18 protein-coding genes are annotated in these 23,104 nt (G+C 62.1%); 13 read left to right on the top strand and 5 right to left on the bottom strand.

Annotated elements, in window-relative coordinates; genetic code table 11:
* Positions 1-120 precede the first annotated feature (120 nt).
* Positions 121-1,737, top strand: a complete 1,617-nt coding sequence (gene pvdP, locus ACIPQ1_RS17670) for a pyoverdine maturation tyrosinase PvdP (RefSeq protein WP_446534516.1) — start codon at positions 121-123, stop codon at positions 1,735-1,737.
* A gap of 215 nt (positions 1,738-1,952) precedes the next feature.
* Here the strand turns inward: pvdP and ACIPQ1_RS17665 are convergent, their stop codons facing one another.
* The 4 genes from ACIPQ1_RS17665 to ACIPQ1_RS17650 form a co-directional block, all read right to left on the bottom strand.
* The gene (locus ACIPQ1_RS17665) at positions 1,953-2,279 is read right to left on the bottom strand and encodes a DUF6124 family protein (protein WP_250963142.1); all 327 of its coding nucleotides are present in this window, start codon (positions 2,277-2,279) and stop codon (positions 1,953-1,955) included.
* A 549-nt stretch (positions 2,280-2,828) separates the two neighbouring features.
* Positions 2,829-4,223 carry an efflux transporter outer membrane subunit gene (locus ACIPQ1_RS17660; RefSeq protein ID WP_411385203.1) on the bottom strand — a complete coding sequence of 465 codons (1,395 nt, stop codon included), beginning with the start codon at positions 4,221-4,223 and terminating at the stop codon, positions 2,829-2,831.
* A 10-nt stretch (positions 4,224-4,233) separates the two neighbouring features.
* On the bottom strand, positions 4,234-6,204 hold the full coding sequence (locus ACIPQ1_RS17655; RefSeq protein ID WP_446534515.1) for a MacB family efflux pump subunit: 1,971 nt from the start codon (positions 6,202-6,204) through the stop codon (positions 4,234-4,236).
* Positions 6,205-7,353, bottom strand: coding sequence for an efflux RND transporter periplasmic adaptor subunit (locus tag ACIPQ1_RS17650; RefSeq protein ID WP_446534514.1), 1,149 nt, complete (start codon positions 7,351-7,353; stop codon positions 6,205-6,207).
* Between the two features lie 460 nt (positions 7,354-7,813).
* Here ACIPQ1_RS17650 and ACIPQ1_RS17645 point away from each other — a divergent pair, with 460 nt between their 5' ends.
* From ACIPQ1_RS17645 to ACIPQ1_RS17615, 7 genes are all read left to right on the top strand, one after another.
* Complete coding sequence (locus ACIPQ1_RS17645; protein WP_186708687.1) at positions 7,814-8,296, top strand: sigma-70 family RNA polymerase sigma factor; 483 nt, start codon at positions 7,814-7,816, stop codon at positions 8,294-8,296.
* A gap of 146 nt (positions 8,297-8,442) precedes the next feature.
* Positions 8,443-9,777, top strand: a complete 1,335-nt coding sequence (locus ACIPQ1_RS17640; RefSeq protein WP_446534513.1) for a lysine N(6)-hydroxylase/L-ornithine N(5)-oxygenase family protein — start codon at positions 8,443-8,445, stop codon at positions 9,775-9,777.
* 419 nt (positions 9,778-10,196) lie between these two features.
* Positions 10,197-13,409 carry an ATP-binding protein gene (locus ACIPQ1_RS17635; protein WP_446534512.1) on the top strand — a complete coding sequence of 1,071 codons (3,213 nt, stop codon included), beginning with the start codon at positions 10,197-10,199 and terminating at the stop codon, positions 13,407-13,409.
* A 281-nt stretch (positions 13,410-13,690) separates the two neighbouring features.
* Positions 13,691-14,125, top strand: a complete 435-nt coding sequence (locus ACIPQ1_RS17630; RefSeq protein ID WP_250963148.1) for a response regulator — start codon at positions 13,691-13,693, stop codon at positions 14,123-14,125.
* Between the two features lie 117 nt (positions 14,126-14,242).
* Positions 14,243-14,857 (top strand): response regulator, encoded by a 615-nt coding sequence (locus ACIPQ1_RS17625; RefSeq protein WP_446534511.1) that lies wholly within the window; start codon positions 14,243-14,245, stop codon positions 14,855-14,857.
* 230 nt (positions 14,858-15,087) lie between these two features.
* Positions 15,088-15,954, top strand: a complete 867-nt coding sequence (locus ACIPQ1_RS17620) for a pirin family protein (RefSeq protein ID WP_250963150.1) — start codon at positions 15,088-15,090, stop codon at positions 15,952-15,954.
* 128 nt (positions 15,955-16,082) lie between these two features.
* Positions 16,083-17,525, top strand: coding sequence for a mechanosensitive ion channel domain-containing protein (locus tag ACIPQ1_RS17615; RefSeq protein ID WP_411385197.1), 1,443 nt, complete (start codon positions 16,083-16,085; stop codon positions 17,523-17,525).
* Between the two features lie 21 nt (positions 17,526-17,546).
* Here the strand turns inward: ACIPQ1_RS17615 and ACIPQ1_RS17610 are convergent, their stop codons facing one another.
* Entirely contained in the window at positions 17,547-18,272 is a 726-nt protein-coding gene (locus ACIPQ1_RS17610) for a glycosyltransferase (RefSeq protein ID WP_250963152.1), read from the bottom strand.
* Between the two features lie 709 nt (positions 18,273-18,981).
* On the opposite strand from ACIPQ1_RS17610, the gene ACIPQ1_RS17605 reads away from it, so the two are divergent.
* The 5 genes from ACIPQ1_RS17605 to ACIPQ1_RS17585 all read left to right on the top strand — a co-directional run bounded on the left by ACIPQ1_RS17605 (position 18,982) and on the right by ACIPQ1_RS17585 (position 23,093).
* Complete coding sequence (locus ACIPQ1_RS17605; RefSeq protein ID WP_053123536.1) at positions 18,982-19,422, top strand: carboxymuconolactone decarboxylase family protein; 441 nt, start codon at positions 18,982-18,984, stop codon at positions 19,420-19,422.
* A gap of 254 nt (positions 19,423-19,676) precedes the next feature.
* Positions 19,677-20,099 carry an HPF/RaiA family ribosome-associated protein gene (locus ACIPQ1_RS17600; protein WP_250963153.1) on the top strand — a complete coding sequence of 141 codons (423 nt, stop codon included), beginning with the start codon at positions 19,677-19,679 and terminating at the stop codon, positions 20,097-20,099.
* Positions 20,100-20,109: 10 nt separating this feature from the next.
* Positions 20,110-21,285: a baeRF3 domain-containing protein gene (locus ACIPQ1_RS17595; RefSeq protein WP_250963154.1), complete on the top strand. Its 1,176-nt coding sequence runs from the start codon at positions 20,110-20,112 to the stop codon at positions 21,283-21,285.
* Positions 21,286-21,571: 286 nt separating this feature from the next.
* Positions 21,572-22,072 carry a sigma-70 family RNA polymerase sigma factor gene (locus ACIPQ1_RS17590; RefSeq protein ID WP_411385195.1) on the top strand — a complete coding sequence of 167 codons (501 nt, stop codon included), beginning with the start codon at positions 21,572-21,574 and terminating at the stop codon, positions 22,070-22,072.
* 37 nt (positions 22,073-22,109) lie between these two features.
* A complete protein-coding gene (locus ACIPQ1_RS17585) occupies positions 22,110-23,093 on the top strand; it encodes a FecR family protein (RefSeq protein ID WP_411385194.1) in 984 nt (327 codons plus the stop codon).
* The last annotated feature ends 11 nt before the right edge of the window (positions 23,094-23,104 follow it).

The following is a 23,104-nucleotide window of genomic DNA, read 5'->3' as shown; positions in this document are numbered from 1 at the left end:
GATCCCCTGTGGGAGCGAGCTTGCTCGCGAAGGCGGCCTCACACCTCCCTATAAATTTGTCAGCCCACCCAACGTTCTAGCTTGGATAAAGCCCACCCCAGGGCGAACACAGGTAAGGCAATGACGATTTCTCGACGATGGTTCATGGCAGGCCTGGCGCTGACCGGTGCCGCCGTGCCTGCGGTGTATTACGGGCATCGCGAACTGACCCGGCCGGACCCGACCATCACCCCCGGCGAGGCCTCGTTCGACGTGGCCGACGTGGCGGGCCAGCGCCGTGCCGATACGTTGCGGGGCATCTGGACGATCCGTTTCACCGGCCGTGACGCCGGCCTCGAAGGCTTGCCCCAGGACGATCTGCAGGTCTTCCTCGACATCGGCCAGAGGGGCCGTGGCCTGGTGGGTTACCTCGACAGCGCCGTTCGCTTGCGTGGCGCCGATGAACCGCGTTACCGGGTGTTGGGCGATTTGGCCGGCGCCGACCCGAAGCAACTGAGCTGGCGGCTGACAGGGGCTCAGCACGACGCGCCGGACTATGAATTCATCATGACCCTGGACGAAGTCTGGGCCGGTTTCGGCAATGCCGGCAGCGCCACCCTCAGCGGCCGCGTGTTGCGCCTGGACCGTCCCCTGGCGCTGCCTGAACAGGACAATCATTTCATCGCCATCAAGCAACGCTTCCCCGAGGCCCGGGAGCGCACGCCGCTGAGCCCGGCGCTGCTGGCCTGGCTGGTGTCGCCCGAGCATCGGCTGTTCCACCAGCTCTGGCACGCCTCGCGGGATAAATGGCACACCCTGGACGAGGACAAGCGCAATGCCCTGCGCGGCATCGGCTGGCAGCCCGGCCCGCGGGACCAGGAACGTGATGCCCGTGGGCCGCGCAAGGATCGCAACGGTTCCGGCGTGGATTTCTTTTTCATGCACCGGCACATGCTCGGCACGGCCCGTTCGTTCCAGCCGCTGCCGTCGTGGCCGCGCTTCCCCTTGCCGCAACCGGAGCTTGCGCGCGATCGCCTTGGGTTCGCCCGCTACCTGGATAACCACGATGGCACGGCCTTGCCGCCGACCTGGCTGGCCGATGGCGACGAGCAGTACGCCCAGTGGGTCAGCGACATCAAGACCGCCGAGACCTATCACAGCAATTTCCAGGTCTGGGAATCGCGCTACCGCGACCCGCGCTACTTGTCGAAACTGACCCTCGGCCAGTTTGGCTCGGAAGTGGAGCTGGGCCTGCACGACTGGCTGCACATGCGCTGGGCCTCGGTGCCCCGTGACCCTTCCAACGGCCACCCGGTGCCGTTCGCTCGCGCCCCGGACGACTTCGCCGCGCGCTGGTACGCCCCGGAAAACGACTTTCTCGGGGACCCGTTTTCCTCCCACGTGAGCCCGGTGTTCTGGGCCTTCCACGGCTGGATCGACGACCGCCTCGAAGACTGGTTCCGTGCCCACGAACGTTTTCATCCGGGGGAAGTGAGCCGACTCGACGTCAATGGCGTGGCCTGGTTCGCCCCGGGCCGCTGGGTCGAAATCGCCGACCCCTGGCTCGGCCCGGACACCCACGGTTGCAGCACCACGCCGGGGTTGCAGGTTGGACGTTCGGTGGAGATGGACCCGGAAACCATGAAGCTGGCCCTGCGCATCACCTTCGGCAGCGATGACAAAAAGCTCTCTGAGCTGTTCCGCCGCGTGCCGCAGCGGCCGTGGTATGCGCGTAACCTCAAGTCCAAGCCGGTGTGAACCCTGGCCCGAACTGACCGAACACGGCTGTGTGAATGGCTGCTTTTGTGGCGAGGGAGCTTGCTCCCGCTGGGCTGCGAAGCGGCCCCAAAACCAGCCACCTCAAAAACATCTGACCCACCGAGGTGCTTGCCATTGGGGGCTGCTGCGCAGCCCAGCGGGAGCAAGCTCCCTCGCCACAGGTGTCACTTGGCTTGAGATTTGTTGTGAAGGTTTTATCGCGGCGCGGCGATGTCCAGGGCGCGGTTCGCCAGCAGCTCACTCAGCTCGACCATCTGCTGGATCGCCAAGGCAAAACTTCGCCGTGCGCCTTCCAGATCAAACGCCAGTTCGTTGGCCATGACGTTGACCGAGGCGAGGGTTTCGCTGAGGTTGGCCAGCAGGCATTCCAGGTCTGCACTCTCTGCAACGGTGAACAATTGGCCCGGTGGTGGCTTGGGTGTTTCAGGTTTGGGGTCGAGGTAGTAGGCGAGGGCGCGGTCGGCGGCTTCGTCGAGTTTTTTGGAATCGTCTGCGGGAGGGTTGGGGGTGGTCTTGAACATGGTGCAGCTCCTGGTTATTTACAAGGCGTTGCCAGACATCACTTGCAGATGATGGGTGGCAGCTATGCGCGGGTCTGCAAGACCGGGAAACCAGGAACCCGGCAGACCCGAAGGTCTCCCGCACACAGCCGCCATTGAGCGACACGGATGTGTCGATTGGCTTGTGGCTATGCGCCTGGTATTTCGTCGGGCTTGCAGACCCGATCACTGATGGGCAGTGACAGGGAACAAGTTATCGATGGGAGGTTAGGCGCACAAGCCGGCGGATTCTGGCGTAGTTGTAGGCAATGACGCAAGGCAGCGTAGCCTCGCTCGGGAGTCCTACATGGCCCGATAAACAGAACCAAAGCCGAACACCGTTTATGAGAAGTGGAGAGTTATCTGTGGCGAGGGAGCTTGCTCCCGCTGGGCTGCGAAGCAGCCCCCAAAACCAGTCACCCCAAAACACCTGACCCACCGAGGTGCTGGCCATTGGGGCTGCTGCGCAGCCCAGCGGGAGCAAGCTCCCTCGCCACAGGTGTCACTTGGCTTCGAGGGGAGGCGCAAGGCCTACATCACCCGCCAACCCCCACCCAACGCCCTGTACAACGCCACGCTCGCCTGCACCCGCGCCAATCGCAATTGCACGTTCATGTCCTGGGCGGCGTACAGCGTGCGTTGGGTCTCCAGTACCGTGAGCAAATCTTCGGCGCCGGCCTGATAGCGGCGTTGGGCGATGTCGAAGGCGGTCTGGGCCTGGTGCAGTTCTTCGCTTTGCCATTGCCGTTGGCGGTCGAGGCCGTTGATGCCGTTCAGGGCTTTTTCGACGTCGGCGAAGCCGTTGATGATGGCGGCGCGATAGAGCTCCAGCAGTTCCTCCTGGCGGGCGCTGGCTTTGTCCCGTTCGGCCTTCAGGCGGCCGTTGTTGAAGATCGGCGCGGCCAGGCCTGCGCTGAGGTTGTAGACGTTGTTGCGCAGCAACTGGTCGGCGATGTCGGCGCCGGTGGCGAAGCTCAGGCCCAGGGTCAGGGTGGGCAGCATGGCGGCGCGGGCGACGGCAATGTCGGCCTGGGCGGCGGCGAGGCGGGCTTCGGCGGCGGCGATGTCGGGGCGGCGGCGCAGCAGTTCGCTGGGCACGCCGGCGTCGATGGCGGGCCAATGCAGGCGGTCGAAACTGTCGTCGTCGAGCCTGACCGACTGCACCGATTGCCCCAGCAGCGTCGCCAGGGTGATCAACGCTTCGCGGGCTTGTTGTTGCACTTGCGGCACGCGGCGTTGTTGGGCCGCTACCAGGCTTTTTTGCTGGGACAGTTCCAGGGCCGTGGCGCTGCCGGCGTCGTAGCGGGTCTGGACCAGATCGAGTACACGCTGGGCGTTGTCCAGGTTCTGTTCGGCGATGCGCTGTTGCTCGCGCAGGGACAACGCCTGGGTGTAGCTGTTGGCGACGCCGCTGAGCAGGGTCAACTCAACGGTCGCGCGGTCGAACTGGCTGGCCGACAACGTCTTTAATGCACTGTCCCGGGCCGCCCGTTTGCCGCCCCAGAAGTCCAGCTCATAGGTGGCGCTGAGATTGGCGTCGTAGTAATCGATGGTCCGGTTGTCTCGATCCACATCCAGTTGGCTATAGCCCTTGCCGCGCATCAATTCCTGGCGATTGCCGTTGAGCCCCGCCGTGACCGCTGGCAGCAATGGCGCGCCGGCGATCACGGCGCTGGCCTCGGCCTGGCGCACCCGGGCCATGGCGGCGGCCAGGTCGTGGCTATCCAGGCGCGCCTGCTCGATCAAGCGATTCAATTGCGGGCTGCCGAAGTGCGTCCACCATTGCAGGTTTACCGCTTGGGCGCTGGGTGTATCGAGGCTCTGCCAAGCCTGGGGCGGTTGAATGCCGCTGTCGGGCGTCGACAATGGAGTGGCGCAGGCCGCCAGCAACAGGCTGGCGGCCAGGAGGGTCAGGTGCGCTTTCATAAAGTGGGGTTCATTCACTGGTGAGGGCCGCCACCGGGTCGAGGCGGGCGGCCTTGCGGGCAGGCATGAAGCCGAAGACGACGCCGGTGACCAGGGCGCAGCCAAAGGCGCCGAACACCGCCAGCCATTCGAAGGCCACGGCGATCTTGCCCAGCAACAGGGCGCCACCCACCAGCAGGGCCAGGCCGATGCCGGCGAGCCCGCCGACCACCGAGAGCATCACCGCTTCGGTGAGGAATTGGCGCAGGATGTCCCGTTGGCGGGCACCGGTGGCCATGCGGATACCGATCTCGCGAGTGCGTTCGCGCACGGTCATGAGCATGATGTTCATCACGCCGATGCCGCCCACCAACAGCGAAATAGCCGCGATAGCGCCGAGCATCAGCGACAGCGTGCCTTGGGTGCGGGCTTCGGCCTGGATCATCGCGGCGTTGTTGGTCAGCTCGAAATCCTGCTTGCCGTCGTGCAGGCGCAACAGCGTCCGGGAGACCGCCTGCTCGGCCTCCTGGACCTTGCCGGCGTCCCGGGCGGCGATCACCACGTATTCGGGATGGCGGGTGCCGAACAGCCGCACGCTGGCGGCGGAGTATGGGATGGCGACGCGATTGTCGGCGTCCGAATCCCCGGAGCTGGCGCCTTTTTCCGCCAGTACGCCGACTACCTGGAATGGCATGTTCTCGATCAGGATGTAACGGCCGATGGGGTCGGCGACGTCCTTGAGCAGTTTCTCCCGGACCTTGTGGCCGATCACCGCCACCGCCGCGGCGCCGCGTTCGTCGGCATCGGTAAAGTAGCTGCCCTCGGCCACTGGCCAATTGAAGATGATCGGGAAGTTGGTGTCGTTGCCGCCGACGTAGCTGGTGTGGTCGAGGTTGCCGAAACGCACGCTGGCTTCGGCGCCGTTGACCGGCATGATGCGCTGCACCTCGGGCAGGGCGGCGAGGGCGGCCAGGTCGTATTCGCTGATGATGCCCTTGGTGGCGCGCGGCGAGGGCGCGCTACCGTTGAGGTAGATGATGTTCGAGCCGAAGGCGCCCATCTGCGCCATGACCTGGCGCTTGCTGCCTTCGCCCACGGCCAGCATCACCACCACCGAGGCCACGCCGATGACAATGCCAAGCAAGGTCAGGGCGGTGCGAAAGCGGTTGATCCACATCACCCGCCACGCCGCTTGCACCGCGTCCACCAATTCGCCTTTCCAGGCGCCGTTGTGTTCGCTGCCGGCACTCAGGCGCTGGCGCAGGTCCACGGCTTGCAATGCCTTTGGGTTGGCTTGCACCTCGTGCGGCAAAGCGGTGGCGCTGTCGCTGATGATCAGCCCATCGCGGATTTCGATGATGCGCTTGGCCCGGGCCGCCACTTCGCGGTCGTGGGTGATCAGGATCACCACGTGGCCCTGGCTCGCCAGTTCGTCGAGCAAGGCCATGACCTCGATGCCGCTCTGGCTGTCGAGGGCGCCGGTGGGCTCGTCGGCGAGGATGATGTGGCCACCGTTCATCAAGGCCCGGGCAATCGACACCCGTTGCTGCTGCCCGCCGGAGAGTTGATGGGGACGGTTGCCGGTGCGGCTGGCCAGGCCGAGGCGGTCAAGCAGGGCGCTGGCCCGGGCGTGGCGCTCGGCGGCGGAAGTGCCGGCATAGATCGCCGGCATCTCGACGTTTTCCTGGGCGGTGCCGGAGGGAATCAGGTGATAGCCCTGGAACACGAAACCGAACGCTTCGCGCCGCAGCCAGGCCAATTCATCGCTGCCCAGATTGGCGACGTCTTCGCCCGCGAAACGGTACTCGCCGCGGGTGGGGCGGTCGAGGCAGCCAAGGATGTTCATCAAGGTGGATTTACCGGAGCCGGACGCCCCGACAATCGCCAGGAACTCCCCGGCGTGAATGGCCAAGTCGATGCCGCGCAGCACCTCCACCCGAGGGCTGTCGCCGCCGCCGTAGGCCTTGCGAATGTCCCGCAGTTCGATCAGGGGCGTGTCCATTCAGCCTCCGCTGCCGCTGGTCGAGCCGATCAGCACCCGGTCGCCTTCGCTCAGGCCGTCGAGAATCTGCGTGCGCAGGCGATCGCTGACGCCCGTGCGAACGGTGCGCGGCTGGACATCGCCATTGTCGGCCAGCACCTGCACCTGATTGGCGTCCTGTAGGGCAGCGATGGGCACGGTCAGCACGTCCTTGGCTTGGGCGGCAACGAAAAACACCTGGGCAGTCATGTCGGTCATCAAGGCGCGGTCGGCGTTGTCCACGTCCAGCAACACGGTGTAGAGCACCACCCGTTCGCTGCCGCTGCGGCCACCGGTGGGGCTGCCGCCCTGGCTGGCTTCCAGCGGGCGCGGCGGCACCGGGAGGATCTGGCGAACGGTGCTGCTCCAGCGCCGGTTGCCGCCGGCCAGGGTGGTGAAGTAGGCGGTCATGCCCGGCTTGACGTGGCCGATATCGGCCTCCGACACTTCGGCCCAGACCGTCATCGGCGACAGCCGGGCGATGCGCAGGATCAACGGCGTCTGCTGCTGGGCGTTGAGGGTCTGGCCTTCCCGGGCGCCGACGGCGACCACGGTGCCGCTCATCGGCGCATAGATGCGTGTGTAGCCCAACTCGGCCTCGTCGCTGCGCAGGCTGGCCTGGGCCTGGCGGATCTGGGCCTGGAACATGTCGATTCGCGCCTGGGTCGCGCGCACTTCGGCCTGGGCGGTCTGCACGTCCTCCTCGCGGGTGGCGCCGCCGGCCTTGAGTTGCTGCTGGCGACGGAATTTCTGCTGTGCCAGGTCGTGCTGGGCGCGTTGCTCCTGAAGCTGGGCCTTGAGGTTCTCGATGGAAAAGCGCCCGGCATCGAGCTTGGCTTTTTGCGTGGACGGGTCGATTTCCACCAGCAACTGGCCTTCACGGACCTCGTCGCCGGCTTCCACGTGAATCTTCTGGATCTGCCCGGACGCCTGGGCGCCGACGTCGACATAACGCCGCGGTTGCAAGGTGCCCAGGGCGGTGACGCTGTTTTCGATATCGCCCCGGGTGACGGGGGCAGTGACCAGGGGCCCACGACTTGGCGCGACCGCTTGCCACGCGGCGAAGGCCACGGCCGGAAGCAGGGCGAAGGTGAGAAGCCAGGCGCGTCGGGTAGGGCGGGGACGTTTCATGCAGGGTTCCGGCCGGTGATATCGGGCCCGTCGCGCGGAGGGCCGGGACGGGAAGCTGTTCTGGTAGACGAGCGTTCCGGGCGGGAATTTACTGGTGTGAAACACTTGGTAGCAGGTTGGAAAAAGTCAATTGCAGCGCCACAGCCCCTGTGGCGAGGGAGCTTGCTCCCGCTGGGGCGCGAAGCGGCCCTAAAACCTGAATCCCGGTTATGTCAGATTCAAGGGTGTTACCTGCCTTGGGCCTGCTGCGCAGGCCAGCGGGAGCAAGCTCCCTCGCCACAAAAGCAATACCTGGCGGCAGTTGAGGTAAACGAATCAGCCTTGATACAAACCAACGCTTTAAATCTATATGAGAATTACTATAAATTACGCGATTGAATCTGCCACTATCGTGCCATGCCCTTTTCAGGCATGCCGGGTGGCCCAGGGATAGCTGTCGCAGTCATTGCGCACGGGAGTCATGTTGGAAAACTACTATCGCGAGCTGGTGTGTTTCCTGAACGCCAGGCTAGGCAACCGCCAGGCGGCCGAGGATGTGGTGCATGACGCTTATGTGCGGGTGCTGGAGCGTGCCAGCGACACGCCCATCGAACAGCCGCGGGCGTTCCTCTACCGCACGGCGTTGAACCTGGTGATCGACGGGCATCGGCGCAATACCCTGCGTCAGGTCGAGTCCCTGGATGTGCTGGACAGCGAAGAGCGCTTCTTCACCCCATCGCCCCATATCAGTTTCGACCATGGCCAGCGCCTGGACATGCTGCAGCGTGCCCTGGCCGAGCTGCCGCCGCTGTGCCGCGAGAGTTTCCTGCTGCGCAAGCTCGAAGGCCTGTCCCACCCGCAGATCGCCGAGCGCCTGGGCATTTCCCGGGCGCTGGTGGAAAAACACATCGTCAACGCCATGAAGCACTGCCGCGTTCGCGTGCGACAGTGGGACGCGCCCTGATTCGATCGTCACCGGTCACCCGGCGGTAAATTTTTTTTCATTGTCCTCGTTCCTCTCAACAGACGACTTGCCGGCGCCTCGAACGCCGGTCAGGTTCCCCAGGCTTTTCGTGCCCTGTTGAGGGGCTTTTCCAGAGGACACTGGACATGACACAGGCAATTGCATCGCCCATCGTTCACGACTTGATCGGCATTGGCTTCGGCCCTTCGAACCTGGCGCTGGCCATCGCGCTGCAGGAGCGGGGGCCGGCCCAGGGTGAACTGGACGTGTTGTTCCTCGACAAGCAGGCCGACTACCGCTGGCACGGCAACACCCTGGTGACCCAGAGCGAGTTGCAGATTTCCTTCCTCAAGGACCTGGTGACCCTGCGCAACCCCACCAGCCCGTATTCGTTCGTCAATTACCTCAAGCACCACGGCCGCCTGGTGGATTTCATCAACCTCGGCACCTTCTACCCGTGCCGCATGGAGTTCAATGACTACCTGCGCTGGGTGGCCGGACACTTCACCGAGCAGAGCCGTTATGGCGAGGAAGTGCTGCGCATCGAACCGGTGCTGCATAACCAGCAGGTCGAAGCACTGCGGGTGATTTCCCGCGATGCCCAGGGCGAAGAGTTGATCCGCACCACCCGCTCTTTGGTGGTCAGTGCCGGCGGTACCGCGCGCATCCCCGAGGCGTTCAAGGCGTTCAGGGATGATGCGCGGGTGTTCCACCACTCCCAGTACCTGGAGCGCATGGCGAGCCAGCCGTGCGTGAAGGGCCAGCCGATGAACATCGCCATTATCGGCGGCGGGCAGAGCGCGGCGGAGGCCTTTATCGACCTTAACGACAGCTTCCCTTCGGTACAGGTCGACATGATCCTGCGCGGCTCGGCCCTCAAACCGGCGGATGACAGCCCGTTCGTCAACGAAGTGTTCTCTCCGGAATTCACCGACCTGGTGTTCCAACAACCCCACAGCGAGCGCGAGCGGTTGGTCAACGAGTACCACAACACCAACTATTCGGTGGTGGACATCGACCTGATCGAACGCATCTATGGGATTTTTTACCGCCAGAAAGTCTCCGGCATCGCCCGTCATGCGTTCCGCACCCTCACCACGATTGAGAAAGCCACGGCCACCGACGCGGGCGTGGAACTGGCGGTGCGCAACAACGCCACTGGCGAGCTGACGGTGCGCCGTTATGACGCCGTGGTCTTGGCCACCGGTTACGAGCGGCAGATGCACCGCACCCTGCTGGAGCCGCTGGCGCAGTACCTGGGGGATTTCGAGGTGGATCGCAACTACAAGCTGATCACCGACGAGCGCTGCAAGGCGGCGATCTACATGCAGGGCTTCTGCCAGGCCAGCCATGGCCTGAGCGACACCCTGTTATCGATCCTGCCGGTGCGTGCCGATGAAATTGCCGGCTCGCTGTATGAACATGGGAACAATCGTGGGCAGGCGCGTCCGGTGCGCGATCGATTGCTCGCCGCTGTGTAGGCCAGACCTGCGCCAAGTGTCAATCAATGCAAAAACCCCCTGTGGGAGCGGGGGGGGGGGGGGGGGGGGGGGGGGGGGGGGGGGGGGAAAGAAATTAAACCCCGACACCAAGGAAGAAGGCCCCGCCCCCCGGGCTTGCTCGCGAAGGCGGTGTGACAGTTGGCATCAATGTCACTGACCCACTGCCTTCGCGAGCAAGCCCGCTCCCACAGGTCATAGATTTGGCCCTGAAGGGGGCGATCTGGGTCACTCGCAGGAAATTCTTCAGAAACTTCCTACACTCATGTCATGCGTCTGTTCGACAGGCGCATCGACGGTTCGCTGTTCCCTCGTATTGGCAGTCTGAACCCCCAACCGGTCACCCTGACTGAAGTCGGTGGTTTCCGGGCCGACTACGCCACGCGAAACACCTCGAACAGATGAAGCTCCTTCTACGCACGGGCCTGGTGGCGCTGCTGCTGGGCTCATTGGGTATGGCGCCACAGGTGGGCGCGGCGCCTGAGTCGTTGCAGGTGCTCGGGCGCTCCCATGTGGATGATTATTCGGTGTCCCTCGACGCCGCCGACTGGGGCTGGTTGCGCCAGAAGGGCACGTTGCTGCTGGGCGCCTCGGCGCCGGACTATGCGCCTTTCAGCATCACCGGCAATGGCCTCGACTACGAAGGCCTGACCGCGGACTACGCACAATTGCTGGGGCAGCTCCTGCACATCAAGGTGCAGGTCCAGCGCTACCCGTCCCGTGCCGAATCGCTCCAGGCCCTGCGTGGCGGTGAGATCGACCTGCTCGGCACCGCCAATGGCTTCGAAGCCGCCGATCCGGACCTGGCAATGTCCCAGGCCTATGCCGATGACTTGCCCACCCTCGTGGCCCGCATCGACGACAGCCAGGATTTGCCCACGGACCTGGCCGGCAAGCGCGTGGCGATGCTCTATCACTACTTGCCGCCGGAGACGGTCGAGGCGTTTTATCCCGACGCTGCCTTTCAATTGTTTCCCTCGACCTTGAGCGCCATCGGTGCCGTGGCGTTCGGTCAGGCCGACGTCTACCTGGGAGACTCGATCAGTTCCAACTACCTCATCAGCAAGAATTACCTGAACAACGTCCAACTGGCCGATTTCTCGCGCCTGGAGGTGCAGCCGTTCGCCTTTGCGGTCAGCCGCGACAACGCGCGGATGCTGCGCATCGTCAACGCCGCGCTGCAAGCCATTCCTGCCAGCGAACGCATGATCATCCTGCGGCGCTGGAGCGCCGGCGGGGCGAGCATGCCGGGGCAGCAGGCCTTGCATTTCAGCGTCAAGGAACAGCGTTGGCTGGACGCCCATCCGCGGATCAAGGTGGCGGTCAACGAAAACTTCCTGCCGCTGACGTTCTTCGACGAGCAAGGCCATTTGCGCGGCATCGGCGCTGATGTGCTGGCCCGGATCAGCTTGCGCACCGGTTTGAAATTCGATGTGCAGCGGGGCGATTCGGTTGACGATTTGATCGGCCAGATCAAGAGCGGCAAGGCCGACGTCTTGGCCACCGCCATCCCCAGCGCCGAACTCGAAGACGAGCTGCGTTTTACCCGACCCTACCTGGCGAACCCGTTCGTACTGGTGGTGCCGCTCAGGGCCAAGGCGCTGACCCTGGACCACATGGCCGGCAAGCGCCTGGCGCTGGTGCGTGGCAACGTGCTGCGGGAGTTCCTGCTGGAGCAGTTCCCCCGGGTGCAGTTGGTGGCGGCGCAGAACGCGGCCGACGCCATGGCCATGGTCGCCGCCGGCACGGCGGACGCGGCGATCAATCCGCTGATCAGCGCCCGCTACATGATTTCCCGCCAGTACCGCGACACCCTGCAAGTCACCAGCACCGTGGGCACTTTGCCCGCGTACGTTGCCCTGGCGACGAACCCGGACGCCTTGGCGCTTCATTCGATCCTGGACAAGGCGTTGTTGAGCATTTCTCCCGAGGAAATGGACGAGCTGACCAACCGCTGGCGCAGTGAGGTGGTGATCGACAACAGTTATTGGCTGCGCAACCGCACCACGATTCTCCGAGGGTTTACCGTTGCTGCGCTGCTGTTGCTGGTGGCCTTTGGCTGGGGCGTTTATCTGCGGCGGCTGCTGGAACAGTTGCGCGTGGCCAAGGAAAGCGCCGACGAGGCCAATCGGGCCAAGACCACCTTCGTGGCGACCATGAGCCATGAGATCCGCACGCCGATGAATGCGGTGATCGGGCTGCTGGAGCTGGCCCTGAAAAAAGCCGACCAGGGCGTCGTGGACCGCTTCGCCATCGAAGTTGCGTCGGGCGCCGCCCATGGCATGCTGGACTTGATCGGCGACATCCTCGACATCGCCCGCATCGAGTCGGGCAAGCTGTCGCTGGCGCCGCAACGGGCCAATCTAAGGGGGTTGATCGAGTCGGTGGCGCGGATCTTCGAGGGCCTGGCCTGGCAGAAACACTTGCGCTTGCACTGGGTACTGGATGCTACGGTCGATTGCGACTTGTTGGTCGATCCGTTGCGTTTCAAGCAGGTCGTCTCGAACCTGCTGAGCAACGCCATCAAGTTCACCGACCAGGGCGAAGTGCGCCTGAGTGTGCGCGGCGAGTTGAACCCTGAGCACAAACACTTGGGCATTTGCCTGCGGGTCGAGGACACCGGTTGCGGTATTTCCCCCGAGGACCAGCGCCGCCTGTTCAGCCCCTTTACCCAGGCCGGCCATCACCCCCAGTCGGCCCGCAGCGGCTCCGGGTTGGGGTTGGTCATCAGCCGCACGTTATGCGAAATGATGGGCGGCACCCTGGCATTACACAGCGTGCCAGGGGAGGGCACGCAGGTCGAAGTCTTGCTGGACTTGCCCATACTCGACACGCTGTCGACGCTGGCGCCCAGCCAGGACGAGGCGCCGCTGCCGGTCCGGGCGCTGAGTATCCTGGTGGTCGACGACTACCCGGCCAACCGCTTGCTGCTGTCTCAGCAACTGGGCTACCTGGGCCATCGTGTCCAGGAGGCACAGAACGGTATCGACGGCCTGCAAGCCTGGCGCAGCGAACATTTCGATGTAGTCATCACCGACTGCAACATGCCCTTGATGAGCGGCTACGAACTGGCCCGGGCCATTCGCGACGAAGAGCGCGAGCGCAACCTGTCGCCGGTGGTGATCCTGGGGTTCACGGCCAACGCCCAGCCTGAGGAAAAGCAGCGCTGCGCCGAAGCCGGGATGGACGATTGCCTGTTCAAGCCCATCGGCCTCAAGGCACTCAATGCGCACCTGGCCTCGGTCACGCCGGATGTGCGGGCGCCCCAGTCCAGCGATGGCATCGACTTGGCCGGCCTGGAACAACTGACCGGCAGCGACGCGGCGGCCATCAAGGCATTGCTGGAAGAACTGGTCAGCAGCAATGCCGAAGATCAAGTCCGACTGCTGCACTTGGCCACCCGACAAGACTTGCCGGGCCTGGCGGACCTGGCGCACCGGATCAAGGGCGGGGCGCGGATCATCCAGGCGCAACGCCTGGTCTACGCCTGCGAGGCGCTGGAAGAGGCTTGCCGAGAAGGCAACGTGTCGCTACTCACCGAAGCCGTGGAAGACCTACGCCAAGCCATCGACCACCTGGCGGAACAACTGAAAAAACCTACATGGAAGGGGTAAAAACTGAGTAGGAACTGTAGGAGCCGTAGGAGCTGACGAGTGCAACGAGGCTGCGATCTTCCCCCTGACACCCGAATCCCAAGCGAAAGATCAAAAGATCGCAGGCTTCGCCAGCTCCTACAGAATCCGAGTAAAGGATCGGTTTCCTCACCGCAGGGGCTGTGTCTGGCTTCATTTTAGGAATAGTCCTACATCGCCCTTCAAACACTTCCTCTAGCCTGAGCGCTCTTAATGTTCTTGAGCCGGTGCCTACCTGGCGCGTTGCTATTGGAAAGCTTGCCATGCCGAACAAAGCACTTCGTATCCTGCTTGCCGACACTCAACATACCCATCGAATCGTGCTGGAGCGTCTGTTCAATCAACAAGGCTACTTCCGGATTGTCCCCGTGAGCCATTTGCAAGAGTTGCTGACGCTGGTGGAGTACGGCAGCGAGCCGTTCGACCTGATTGTCGTCAACGCGCAGTTGGCAGGCGAGGCGCTGGATTTGCACGATTTTGTTGTCTATAACCCACAGGTTCGCCACGGGATGCTTTACAACGCGCAACCGGCCAGTCAGTCGCCGGTGCCTGTCGCACGTCGATCGAACCTGCATTTGAGCCCGGCGCCCCTGCCGGACCTCGCTTCGCTGCGGCGTTTGATGGAGCGGGTTGATCCTCAGGTCCCTGAGCCGTTGCAGGCGTGGGCGCGTCCCCTCAGGCAGGGTCATGGACACTGAACCGGACCGTTGGTCCGCACTGTCAGGTCTGACAGGTGGCAAGGCCAGGTACTTGTGCAAAAAGAGTCCTGTGCGGTCATGGCGCCGGTGCCGTTTGTATTGTTTTGGGGAGTTGCCTTGAAAGACGTGTTGATCGTGGATGACCACCCTGTCATACGAGGGGCGCTGCGGCTCATATGCCAGAATGAGGCGTTCACCCACATCCGGGACGCCAGCAGCGCGGCCGATGCCAGGGGCCTCATCAAGGAACGCGCGCCAGAACTGGTGATCCTGGACCTGGTGATGAACGGTTTCGATGGCCTGGACCTACTGGGCTGGATCATGGCCCAGTTTCCTGAATGCAGCGTGTTGGTGTTCACCTCCCAGGATGCACAGCACTTCTGCAACCGCTGCATCTCGGCCGGGGCCCGGGGTTTTGTGACCAAGAAAAGCGACCTGAAGGAGCTGGCCAAGGCCATCCAGGCGCTGAAATCCGGGTATGCCTATTTCCCGCAGATGCCCGTCCGGCTGGATTTCCTGCAACGCAGCGAGCAGCAGGCCTTGGAAAGCCTCTCCACCCGCGAGCTGTCGATCTTGCGCATGCTGTCCATGGGCATGCGTGGCAAGGACATCGCGCAAAGCCTGTTCCTGAGCCCGAAAACCGTCAGCACCTACAAGAGCCGCCTGTTGGAAAAACTCGGCTTGCAATCCCTGGTGGGGCTGTCGGAGTTTGCCAAGCGCAATCACCTCTAAATGGACTGACCCCAAACCTTGTGGGCGCGAGCTGGCTCGCGATAGCGTCCTACCCGTCAATGCAACTTTGACTGACACACCGCTTTCGCGTGCAAGCTCGCTCCCACAGGGTTTTTTATTGGTCGTTCTCTAGATGGAACGCTAAAGCCGGTTTTTGCCGTCTAGTGCTTCAAGGGTGTCGGTTTTAAGCTATCTCCATCGAGTTGCAACACCTGATTTGGAGACACGGCATGAAAAACATCATCGGCCTCTACACCAGCCCGCGGCCCCATTGGGTCGGCGATGGCTTCCAGGTGCGCACGCTGTTTTCCTATGACAACCTGGGCAAGCACATCAGCCCGTTCCTGCTGCTGGACCACGCCGCCCCCACCGAATTCATGCCCACCACCGAGCGGCGTGGTGTCGGCCAGCACCCGCATCGTGGATTCGAAACCGTGACCATCGTCTACCAGGGCGAACTGGAGCACCGAGATTCCACCGGCAGCGGTGGCAAGATCGGCCCCGGCGACGTGCAATGGATGACTGCCGCTTCCGGCATCATCCACGAAGAGTTCCACTCCGAAGCCTTTGCGCGGCAGGGCGGCTTCATGGAAATGGTCCAGCTATGGGTCAACCTGCCCGCCAAGGACAAGATGGCCCCCGCCGGCTACCAGACGATCCTCAAGGGCGACATTCCGAACATTGCCCTGAAGGACAACGCCGGCAGCCTGCGCCTGATCGCTGGGCGCTTCGAAGGGCATCACGGCCCGGCGCGGACCTTCACGCCCATCGACGTTTGGGACATTCGCTTGAATGCCGATAAAAACCTCACCCTTGACCTGCACGAAGGGCACAACACCGCCCTGGTGGTGCTGCGGGGCTCGGTCCAGGCCAATGGCCGTGAACGGATCGAGGCCGGGCAGATGGCCCTGTTCGACCGGGCCGGCGACCAATTAAGCCTGCAAGCCAATAACGACGCGGTGGTGCTGCTGCTCAGTGGCGAGCCGATCGACGAGCCCATCGTCGGCCATGGTCCGTTCGTGATGAACAGTGAACAGGAGATTCACCAGGCCTTCGAGGATTTCCATTCCGGACGCTTTGGCCGGATGCAAGACTGAACGCAAAAACCACAGCCACCCTGACACCATTGTGAGAGCGAGCTCGCTCCCACAGGACTTGAGTGTGATCTCTACAGCGTCTTCAATCTGTGCCAATCTTCGCCAATCGCCCTCCTGGAGCTGTTCCGATGCTGTTTCTGATCTCTGAGCACCCGTTGCTCTGTGCCCTGGCGCTGTTGGTGTTCGACCTGTTGATGTGGCACTTGGTCAGTGCGGATCGGATCTATTGGAAAGTCGGCGCAAGGCTGGTGATTTTTTCGCTGTTCAGCGTGCTGCTGTTCAACGAAGGCCTCAACCCCATGGTACCGGCGCAGTGGGTCGACGATGTGCCTCGGCACCTGGCGGCGACCGGTTTGCAGATCACCTGGTGGCTGTTCGCCGCGCGAACCCTGACGGTGCTGATCGTGGCGGCGTTGATGCAACGGGTCGGCCACACCGGGCGCTTGTTGCAGGATTTGCTCGGCGCGGTGATTTTCCTCATCGCCGTCATCGCGGCACTTGCCTATGTGCTGGATCTGCCGGTCAAGGGCGTGCTGGCGACGTCGGGCGCAATGGCGATCATCGTTGGCCTGGCCTTGCAGAGCACACTCAGCGACGTGTTTTCCGGGATAGTGCTCAATACCACCAAGCCCTACCAAGTCGATGACTGGATTTCCATCGATGGCACCGAAGGCCGGGTCACCGACATCGACTGGCGTGCCACGCGATTGCAGACCTCCCAGGGCAGCATGGCGGTGATCCCCAATTCGCTGGCGGCGAAAGCCAAGATCGTCAATTTCAGCCGACCCAGCGACATGCATGGCTTGGCCATCAGTCTCCAGGTCAGCCCCCATGCGCGTCCGCAAAAGGTGATCGACGCGTTGGAGCGGGCAATGATCGGTTGCCGTGCGCTGCTCGCGACTCCGGCGCCCTGTGTCACGCTCAAAAGCACCGGTAGCGGCGGGGCGGAATACGAGATCAGCGGATTCGTGGCGTCGATGGGGCAGAAGCGGGAGGTGCGCAATCAACTGTTCGACCTGGCGTTCCGGCATTTGCAAGCGTCGGGCGTGAGTCTGTTGTCCTCCAGCGAAAGCACTGCCTCCATCGGCGTGTCGCGCCCTCGGGCGCTGCTGGAAAGCTCGAGCATTTTTTCGACGCTACGCCCGGACGAAAAAGATGTTTTCAGCCAGAACATGACATTACAAAGCTTCCGTGCCGGCGATGTGATCCTGGCGGCGGGAGAGGTCAGCGATCATCTGTTCATCATTGAGTCCGGGGTGGTCAGCGTGACCCTCATGCGCAACGGCCAGCCACTCGAGGGCGGGCGCATGGGGCCGGGGGAAGTGATCGGTGAAGCCGGGATCGTCGCCGAGCAGGCGGCGCTGGCTAATTTTAACGCCAAGACCTTCTGCACCCTTTACCGCATCGAGAACAGCTACCTCAAGCCGTGCCTCGAAGCCCGTCGCGACATCAACGACGCGATGAAAAACCTGCTGGACGTACGCATGCACCTGGCCCAGAACCTGACCCGCGAAGCCCCCAAGCCGATCGCCAAGAAGCGCTTTTTGCAATGGTTGCGCAGCCGGGCCTAGCAATATTCGGAATGCTCATAACTAAGGCAGCAGAAGATTGTATTCTGTTGCTATTGATTTTATCCTTTTCGTGTGTTTTTCCGGTGTTTCGCCTAAAGAAATATTCCCCGGGTGTACCCGGTGAAGATGAGAAATGAAGTTGGCGAATTTTGGCATGGAGTTCTGTAGTAAAAATCTAATATATAAATCCAAGTCTTCAGCCATTCTTAAGTTTTCGTTGAAACCTCCGACTTTTTCGAAAAGCGCTTTCCTAAACAAGACGTTCCCTTGAAGGAAGTGTTTGCCTTTGACGATGGCATCAAGCATTTCATTTGGCGTATTAAAGTTCCATCCGTAGTAGTCTTCACCGCTTCGATATTTTCCATTTTCTTCGATGCGAAGAAAATCCGCAATGAACCAGTCGGTCTGTAAGTGGCTGTTTGTCATTACGAGGAAATTGTATATTGTTCTCTGGAGCGCTATGTCATCACTGTCCAAGATGAATATATATTCGCCTTTTGCTTTGGTGATGGCTTGGTTTTTTGAAAATGACTGCCCTTTGTTTTTTTTGCCGTAGACATAGCTAAGGTTATCCCATTTCGAATTTTCAAATATTGTCTCTGTTTTGTCGGTTGAATGGTCGTCATAAATGATATGTTCGAAGCTTGCGTTGGAGAGGGGCGTTGTAATATTTTTTTGAATGCTTTCTATAGCCTCCTTAAGGTATTCTTTTCGATTATAGGTCGCTGTTATGACGGATATGTTCATCGGTGTGGTCCGTTTCCAGATGTAATTGCATACGTTGCCTTTCTTGCTTTTTACTTTTTTTGGTTGAATGTCCGAGCTTATTTGAGAGTCTGAAACTCGGAAAGCATCATTTCGTCGTGGCCCCTATCAAATCTCGCGTGCTCTCATCGATAATTAAAGATGATACCTTGGGGTGGTAGTCGTGCTGAGTTAAAATTTTTCTGGTTTTGTCGTGTAAGCATTTTTATCGTGGTGTTTCATTTTGAGATGAGGATAGTTTTTGTTGTTCAGTATCGGCTACTGTAATAACTGACAGTTTCGATGAGCGGCAGGGGGGTGGGTTCGCAACGTTGCCTAAGCCTTAAAAACTGCCCCCTCGATCATGGATCGTGTTTGACTGAAGCCTGAAGCGTAATCCACCTCGACCTGTTCGAAAAAAGTCTGGCAAGGTGAAAGCTACGTCACGATGTGTCTCGCTCGCTTGTCTCGTGAGATGGGTGGGCGCAGCTGTCATGAAAAAACACCATCTTCGGCCGAACACTCGTTTGCTGAGCGACAACGCAGCGTCGAAGACGCCGCGGGCACTTCCTCGCCACAAAGGCTTGCGTCCATTTCCAGGTTGAGCCTCGGTCTTCATTGGCCACCCGAACTTCCCAACAATTGGCTATTTGTACCGCGCCCCTGCACCGCTAACGTAGCGCTACACCCAATTGCTGTCCTGGAGTTCACCATGCAACCGCGCATCGATTTCTACACCGCTTCCCCCGACGCTTTCAAAGCCATGCTGGCCCTGGAAAACGCCGCCTCGAACCTGGGCCTGGAGAAGTCCCTGCTGGAGCTGGTCAAGCTGCGTTCCTCACAGATCAACGGCTGCGCCTTCTGCATCGACATGCACACCGCCGATGCCCGCAAGGACGGCGAGACCGAACGTCGCCTGTACGCCGTGACCGCCTGGCGTGAAGCGCCATTCTTCACCGGCCGCGAGCGCGCCGCACTGGCCTGGACCGAAGCCTTGACGCGCCTGAGCGACACCCACGCGCCGGACGCCGACTATGCCTTGCTGAGCGAACATTTCAGCCCCAAGGAAATGGTCGACCTGACCGTGGCGATCAACGCCATCAATGGTTGGAACCGCTTGGCGGTGGGCTTTCGCAAGATGCCTGAGGCCTGAGACGCCTCGATCCAGAAAGAATAAGCTGTGGGAGCCTCTGTGGGAGCGAGCTTGCTCGCGATAGCGGTCTGACAGTTCATGCACCATTGATTGATACACCGCCATCGCGAGCAAGCTCGCTCCCACAGTTGATCATCGAAACGCTTCCTCCCAGCCGCTCAGGCTCCAGTCATCCCGCGCTGGGAACTTCGCCCGTTTGATCTTCTTCTACCTACAACAGGCGGCGTCAGCCGTCTTTTGCAAAGGAGTCGATCATGCAAGTTCAAGTCAATAGCAACGATATCGAAGGCAGCGCCCGCCTGCAGGAGTGGGTGGGCGGTACGGTGGTGGACACGCTGCAGCGTTTCGAGGGTCAACTGGCCCGGATTGAAGTTCATGTCAGCGATGAGAATGCCCAAAAGGGCGGCGCTGCCGACAAGCGCTGCCAGATCGAGGCACGCTTGCAAGGCCTATCGCCGATGTCGGTCTCCCACAAGGCCGCAAGCCTTGAACTGGCCGTGGAGGGCGCCGCCGAAAAAATGCTGCACGCGCTCGATCATCAGATCGGCAAACTCAACCCCGCCGTCGAACCGATGGGACGCGTGACTGCGCCCACTGATGAAGCGCCACCCGAGGTGGTGGACGCGATGCTGGAGGAAGATTTCCTCGAAAACCAAGAGGCGCGTGGCAAAGAATAAGGAGGCGATCATGACCGCTCATCAACCTTTCAGCCGGCAGGTATTGGCCGAACTCCTGGCGTTCGACGAACAGCCGAGCCTTTCGTTGTACATGCCCACGCACCGTACATTTCCTGAACGCAGCCAGGACCCGATCCGCTACAAGAACCTGGTGCGTGATCTGCAGACGCAACTGGAGCAACAGCACCCGGACCTTGACGGTGCGCCGTTGCTCCAGTCTTTTCACGCGTTGGTGGACGACCAGGACTTCTGGAATTCCAATCGGGACGGCATTGCGGTGTTCGGCGCCCGCGACTACTTCAAAGTCATTGCGGTGAATCAGCGCTTGCCGCAACGCGCCGTCGCCAACAGTCACCCTTATCTCAAGCCGTTGTTGCGGCTGGTCCAATCCACCGACCGTTATCAAGCGCTGTGCCTGACCCGCAACGAAGTCTGGCTGTATGAAGGCTCCTCGGAGCAGTTGGAGAAAATCGAGCTGGCCGAACAGGTGCCGCGCAACCAGAACGAGGCCCTGGGCGACGAGCTGACACCGGGCAACCAACAGGGTTTTCCTAACGGTTTCAGCCGCAGTGGCGAGCGTGGCGATGGGATGATGCATGAGGCCGCCGGCGGCGGTAAGCAGGACGAAATCAACCTCGACCGCGAGCGCTTTTTCCGCGTCGTGGATAAAACGATCCTGCAATACCATTCGCAACCTTCAGGGTTGCCGATGATCCTGGTGGCCCTGCCGGAAAACCAGGCCGTGTTCCGTGCCGTCAGCCACAACTCGCAACTGCTGGCCCAGGGGATCGAGATTGACCCGTCCAGGCTTGGCGTCGAGGCGTTGCGTGTCCACTGCTCGAAGCTCATGGCCCACAGCTATGCCGATCACGTTGTCGACAGCTTGAATCGCTACGGCATCGCGGTGGGGCAGGGACGGGCACTGGATAACCTGGCCGACATCGCCAAGGCCGCCTGGGAAGGCCGCGTCGCGCTGCTGCTGGTGGAGGCCGAGCGCCAGGTTCCTGGCCAGCTCGACTTGGACAAGGGGCGGTTGCTGATTGACGAGAGTGGTGACGAACTGGCTCCGGATGTACTGGATGAGCTGATCCTGGCCGTGACCCGGCAGGGGGGCGAAGTGGTGGTGATTCCACCCGAGCATGTGATGCCGACCGACACGGGCGCGGCGGCGGTGTGCCGGTTCTAGTTTAATCGCGGTTAGCGCTGGCCCCTGTGGGAGGGGGGGGGGGGGGGGGGGGGGGGGGGGGGGGGGGGCGGAGGGGGGGGGGGGGGGGGGGCCGGGGGGGGGGGGGGGGGCGCACCCGGGCTTGCTCGCGAAAGCGGCGTGTCAGGCGACATCATTCTCGAATGTGCTGCCGCCTTCGCGAGCAAGCCCGCTCCCACATTATTTTTATGTCAGGCGGTCGGACGGCGTTTGCTTCCTATTAATAGGAAGCATTACTATTCACGCCCCGTTTCCACAGCGCGCCGTGATGATCCCCAAGCTGCCCCGCAGACCCGGCTTTTTCGAGCATTACGAAGAGTTGATCGGCACCTGGACCCGTCGCCTGCGCAATCGCCAGCAGGCCGAGGATCTGGCCCACGACACCTTCGTACGGGTGCTTGAGGCCGATTCGAGCGAGGTCGAGCAGCCGCGGGCCTATTTGCATCAGACGGCGCGCAACATTGCAGTGGATGGCTATCGGCGCGAAGATCGACGGGGGGCCATGGAAGAGGCAGTCATCGACCCTGGTCTGTCGTTTTCGGGCGACCCGGAGCATTTCATGCACGCGATCCAACTGGCGGACTCCATCGAGCGGGCGCTTGCCGAGTTGCCTGCCAACTGCCGCACGGTGTTCGTCTGGCAGAAGATCGAAGGCCTGACCCAGGCGGAAATCGCCGAGCGCCTGGGCCTGTCAAAAAACATGGTGGAAAAGTATATGATCCGCACCCTGCGGCATCTGCGCGATCGCCTGGACGGGCCAGGCCAATGATCCGTCGCCCTCTTTCACCTGAGCCACAGGACCTTCCATGATGGATAGCCGTGAATGCCCGTGCGGGCAGGACAGGGTTCGCGACGCGGCGGCGCATTGGTTCGTGCGTTTGCAAGCGCCCGCCATGAGTATCGAGGAGCGCCAGGCTTTCAACGCCTGGCTGGACGAACATCCCAATCACCGCGACGAAATCCAGTTGCTCCAGGGCATCTGGAGCGCCACCGACCTGCTGCCCAAGGAACGCCTGCAAGCGTTGTGCGAACCACCTGCCGAACGTCCCAAGCGTCGGCCGCTGTTGCGCTACGCCGTCGCCGCCGGGGTGTTCGCGGTGGCGCTGGGGTTGGGGCTGTTCAGCGGCCTGAGTTCTTCCACCGACTACAGCGGCGAATACGCCACCGCCTTCGGCGAGCGTCGGCATATTGCCCTGCCGGACGGCTCGGTGATCGACCTCAACAGCCGCAGCCGCGTGCGGATTGAATTCGCACACCGTCAACGCCGGGTGGAACTGGCCGAAGGCGAGGCCTTGTTCACGGTCGAGCATGATGCGGGCCGACCCTTCACCGTCGAGACGGGCAACGGCCAGGTGACGGTGACCGGAACGCGCTTCGATGTGCGCCGTGACGTCGATAAGACTCGGATTGCGGTGGCCCAGGGCCGCGTCAAGGTCCAGGGACGCGCCGCGCCGCCGGCTCAGTTCGTCAGCCTGACGGCGGGTCTCGGCACCCAGATCGATGCCCAGGGCCAAGTCACCGCGCCTTACGCGGTCAACGCCGAGACGCTCACCGCCTGGCGCAGCGGCAAGCTGGTGTTCGACAACGCGCCGCTCAAGGATGTGGTTGAAGAAGTCTCCCGCTATCGCACCCAGCCCCTGCGGGTCGGCAGCGCGATGGTGGGTAACCTGCGCCTGACCAGCGTGTTCCGTGCCGACGATCCCGAGGCACTGCTCAAGGCGCTGCCGAACATCCTGCCGGTGGCCGTGCGCACCCTGGATGACGGCAGCCAGGAAATAATTGCGAAATAGATTCAGGTTTT

It is taken from the genome of Pseudomonas sp. LARHCG127 (assembly GCF_052871455.1).
The sequence above is the reverse complement of the archived record's forward strand: the minus strand, read 5'-3'. Positions and strand labels throughout refer to the sequence as shown.

Coding starts and splice junctions, on each gene's coding strand:
- pvdP (WP_446534516.1), top strand. CDS start 121: ATGACGATTTCTCGACGATGGTTCATGGCAGGCCTGGCGCTGACCGGT.
- ACIPQ1_RS17665 (WP_250963142.1), bottom strand. CDS start 2,279: ATGTTCAAGACCACCCCCAACCCTCCCGCAGACGATTCCAAAAAACTC.
- ACIPQ1_RS17660 (WP_411385203.1), bottom strand. CDS start 4,223: ATGAAAGCGCACCTGACCCTCCTGGCCGCCAGCCTGTTGCTGGCGGCC.
- ACIPQ1_RS17655 (WP_446534515.1), bottom strand. CDS start 6,204: ATGGACACGCCCCTGATCGAACTGCGGGACATTCGCAAGGCCTACGGC.
- ACIPQ1_RS17650 (WP_446534514.1), bottom strand. CDS start 7,353: ATGAAACGTCCCCGCCCTACCCGACGCGCCTGGCTTCTCACCTTCGCC.
- ACIPQ1_RS17645 (WP_186708687.1), top strand. CDS start 7,814: ATGTTGGAAAACTACTATCGCGAGCTGGTGTGTTTCCTGAACGCCAGG.
- ACIPQ1_RS17640 (WP_446534513.1), top strand. CDS start 8,443: ATGACACAGGCAATTGCATCGCCCATCGTTCACGACTTGATCGGCATT.
- ACIPQ1_RS17635 (WP_446534512.1), top strand. CDS start 10,197: ATGAAGCTCCTTCTACGCACGGGCCTGGTGGCGCTGCTGCTGGGCTCA.
- ACIPQ1_RS17630 (WP_250963148.1), top strand. CDS start 13,691: ATGCCGAACAAAGCACTTCGTATCCTGCTTGCCGACACTCAACATACC.
- ACIPQ1_RS17620 (WP_250963150.1), top strand. CDS start 15,088: ATGAAAAACATCATCGGCCTCTACACCAGCCCGCGGCCCCATTGGGTC.
- ACIPQ1_RS17615 (WP_411385197.1), top strand. CDS start 16,083: ATGCTGTTTCTGATCTCTGAGCACCCGTTGCTCTGTGCCCTGGCGCTG.
- ACIPQ1_RS17610 (WP_250963152.1), bottom strand. CDS start 18,272: ATGAACATATCCGTCATAACAGCGACCTATAATCGAAAAGAATACCTT.
- ACIPQ1_RS17605 (WP_053123536.1), top strand. CDS start 18,982: ATGCAACCGCGCATCGATTTCTACACCGCTTCCCCCGACGCTTTCAAA.
- ACIPQ1_RS17600 (WP_250963153.1), top strand. CDS start 19,677: ATGCAAGTTCAAGTCAATAGCAACGATATCGAAGGCAGCGCCCGCCTG.
- ACIPQ1_RS17595 (WP_250963154.1), top strand. CDS start 20,110: ATGACCGCTCATCAACCTTTCAGCCGGCAGGTATTGGCCGAACTCCTG.
- ACIPQ1_RS17590 (WP_411385195.1), top strand. CDS start 21,572: ATGATCCCCAAGCTGCCCCGCAGACCCGGCTTTTTCGAGCATTACGAA.
- ACIPQ1_RS17585 (WP_411385194.1), top strand. CDS start 22,110: ATGATGGATAGCCGTGAATGCCCGTGCGGGCAGGACAGGGTTCGCGAC.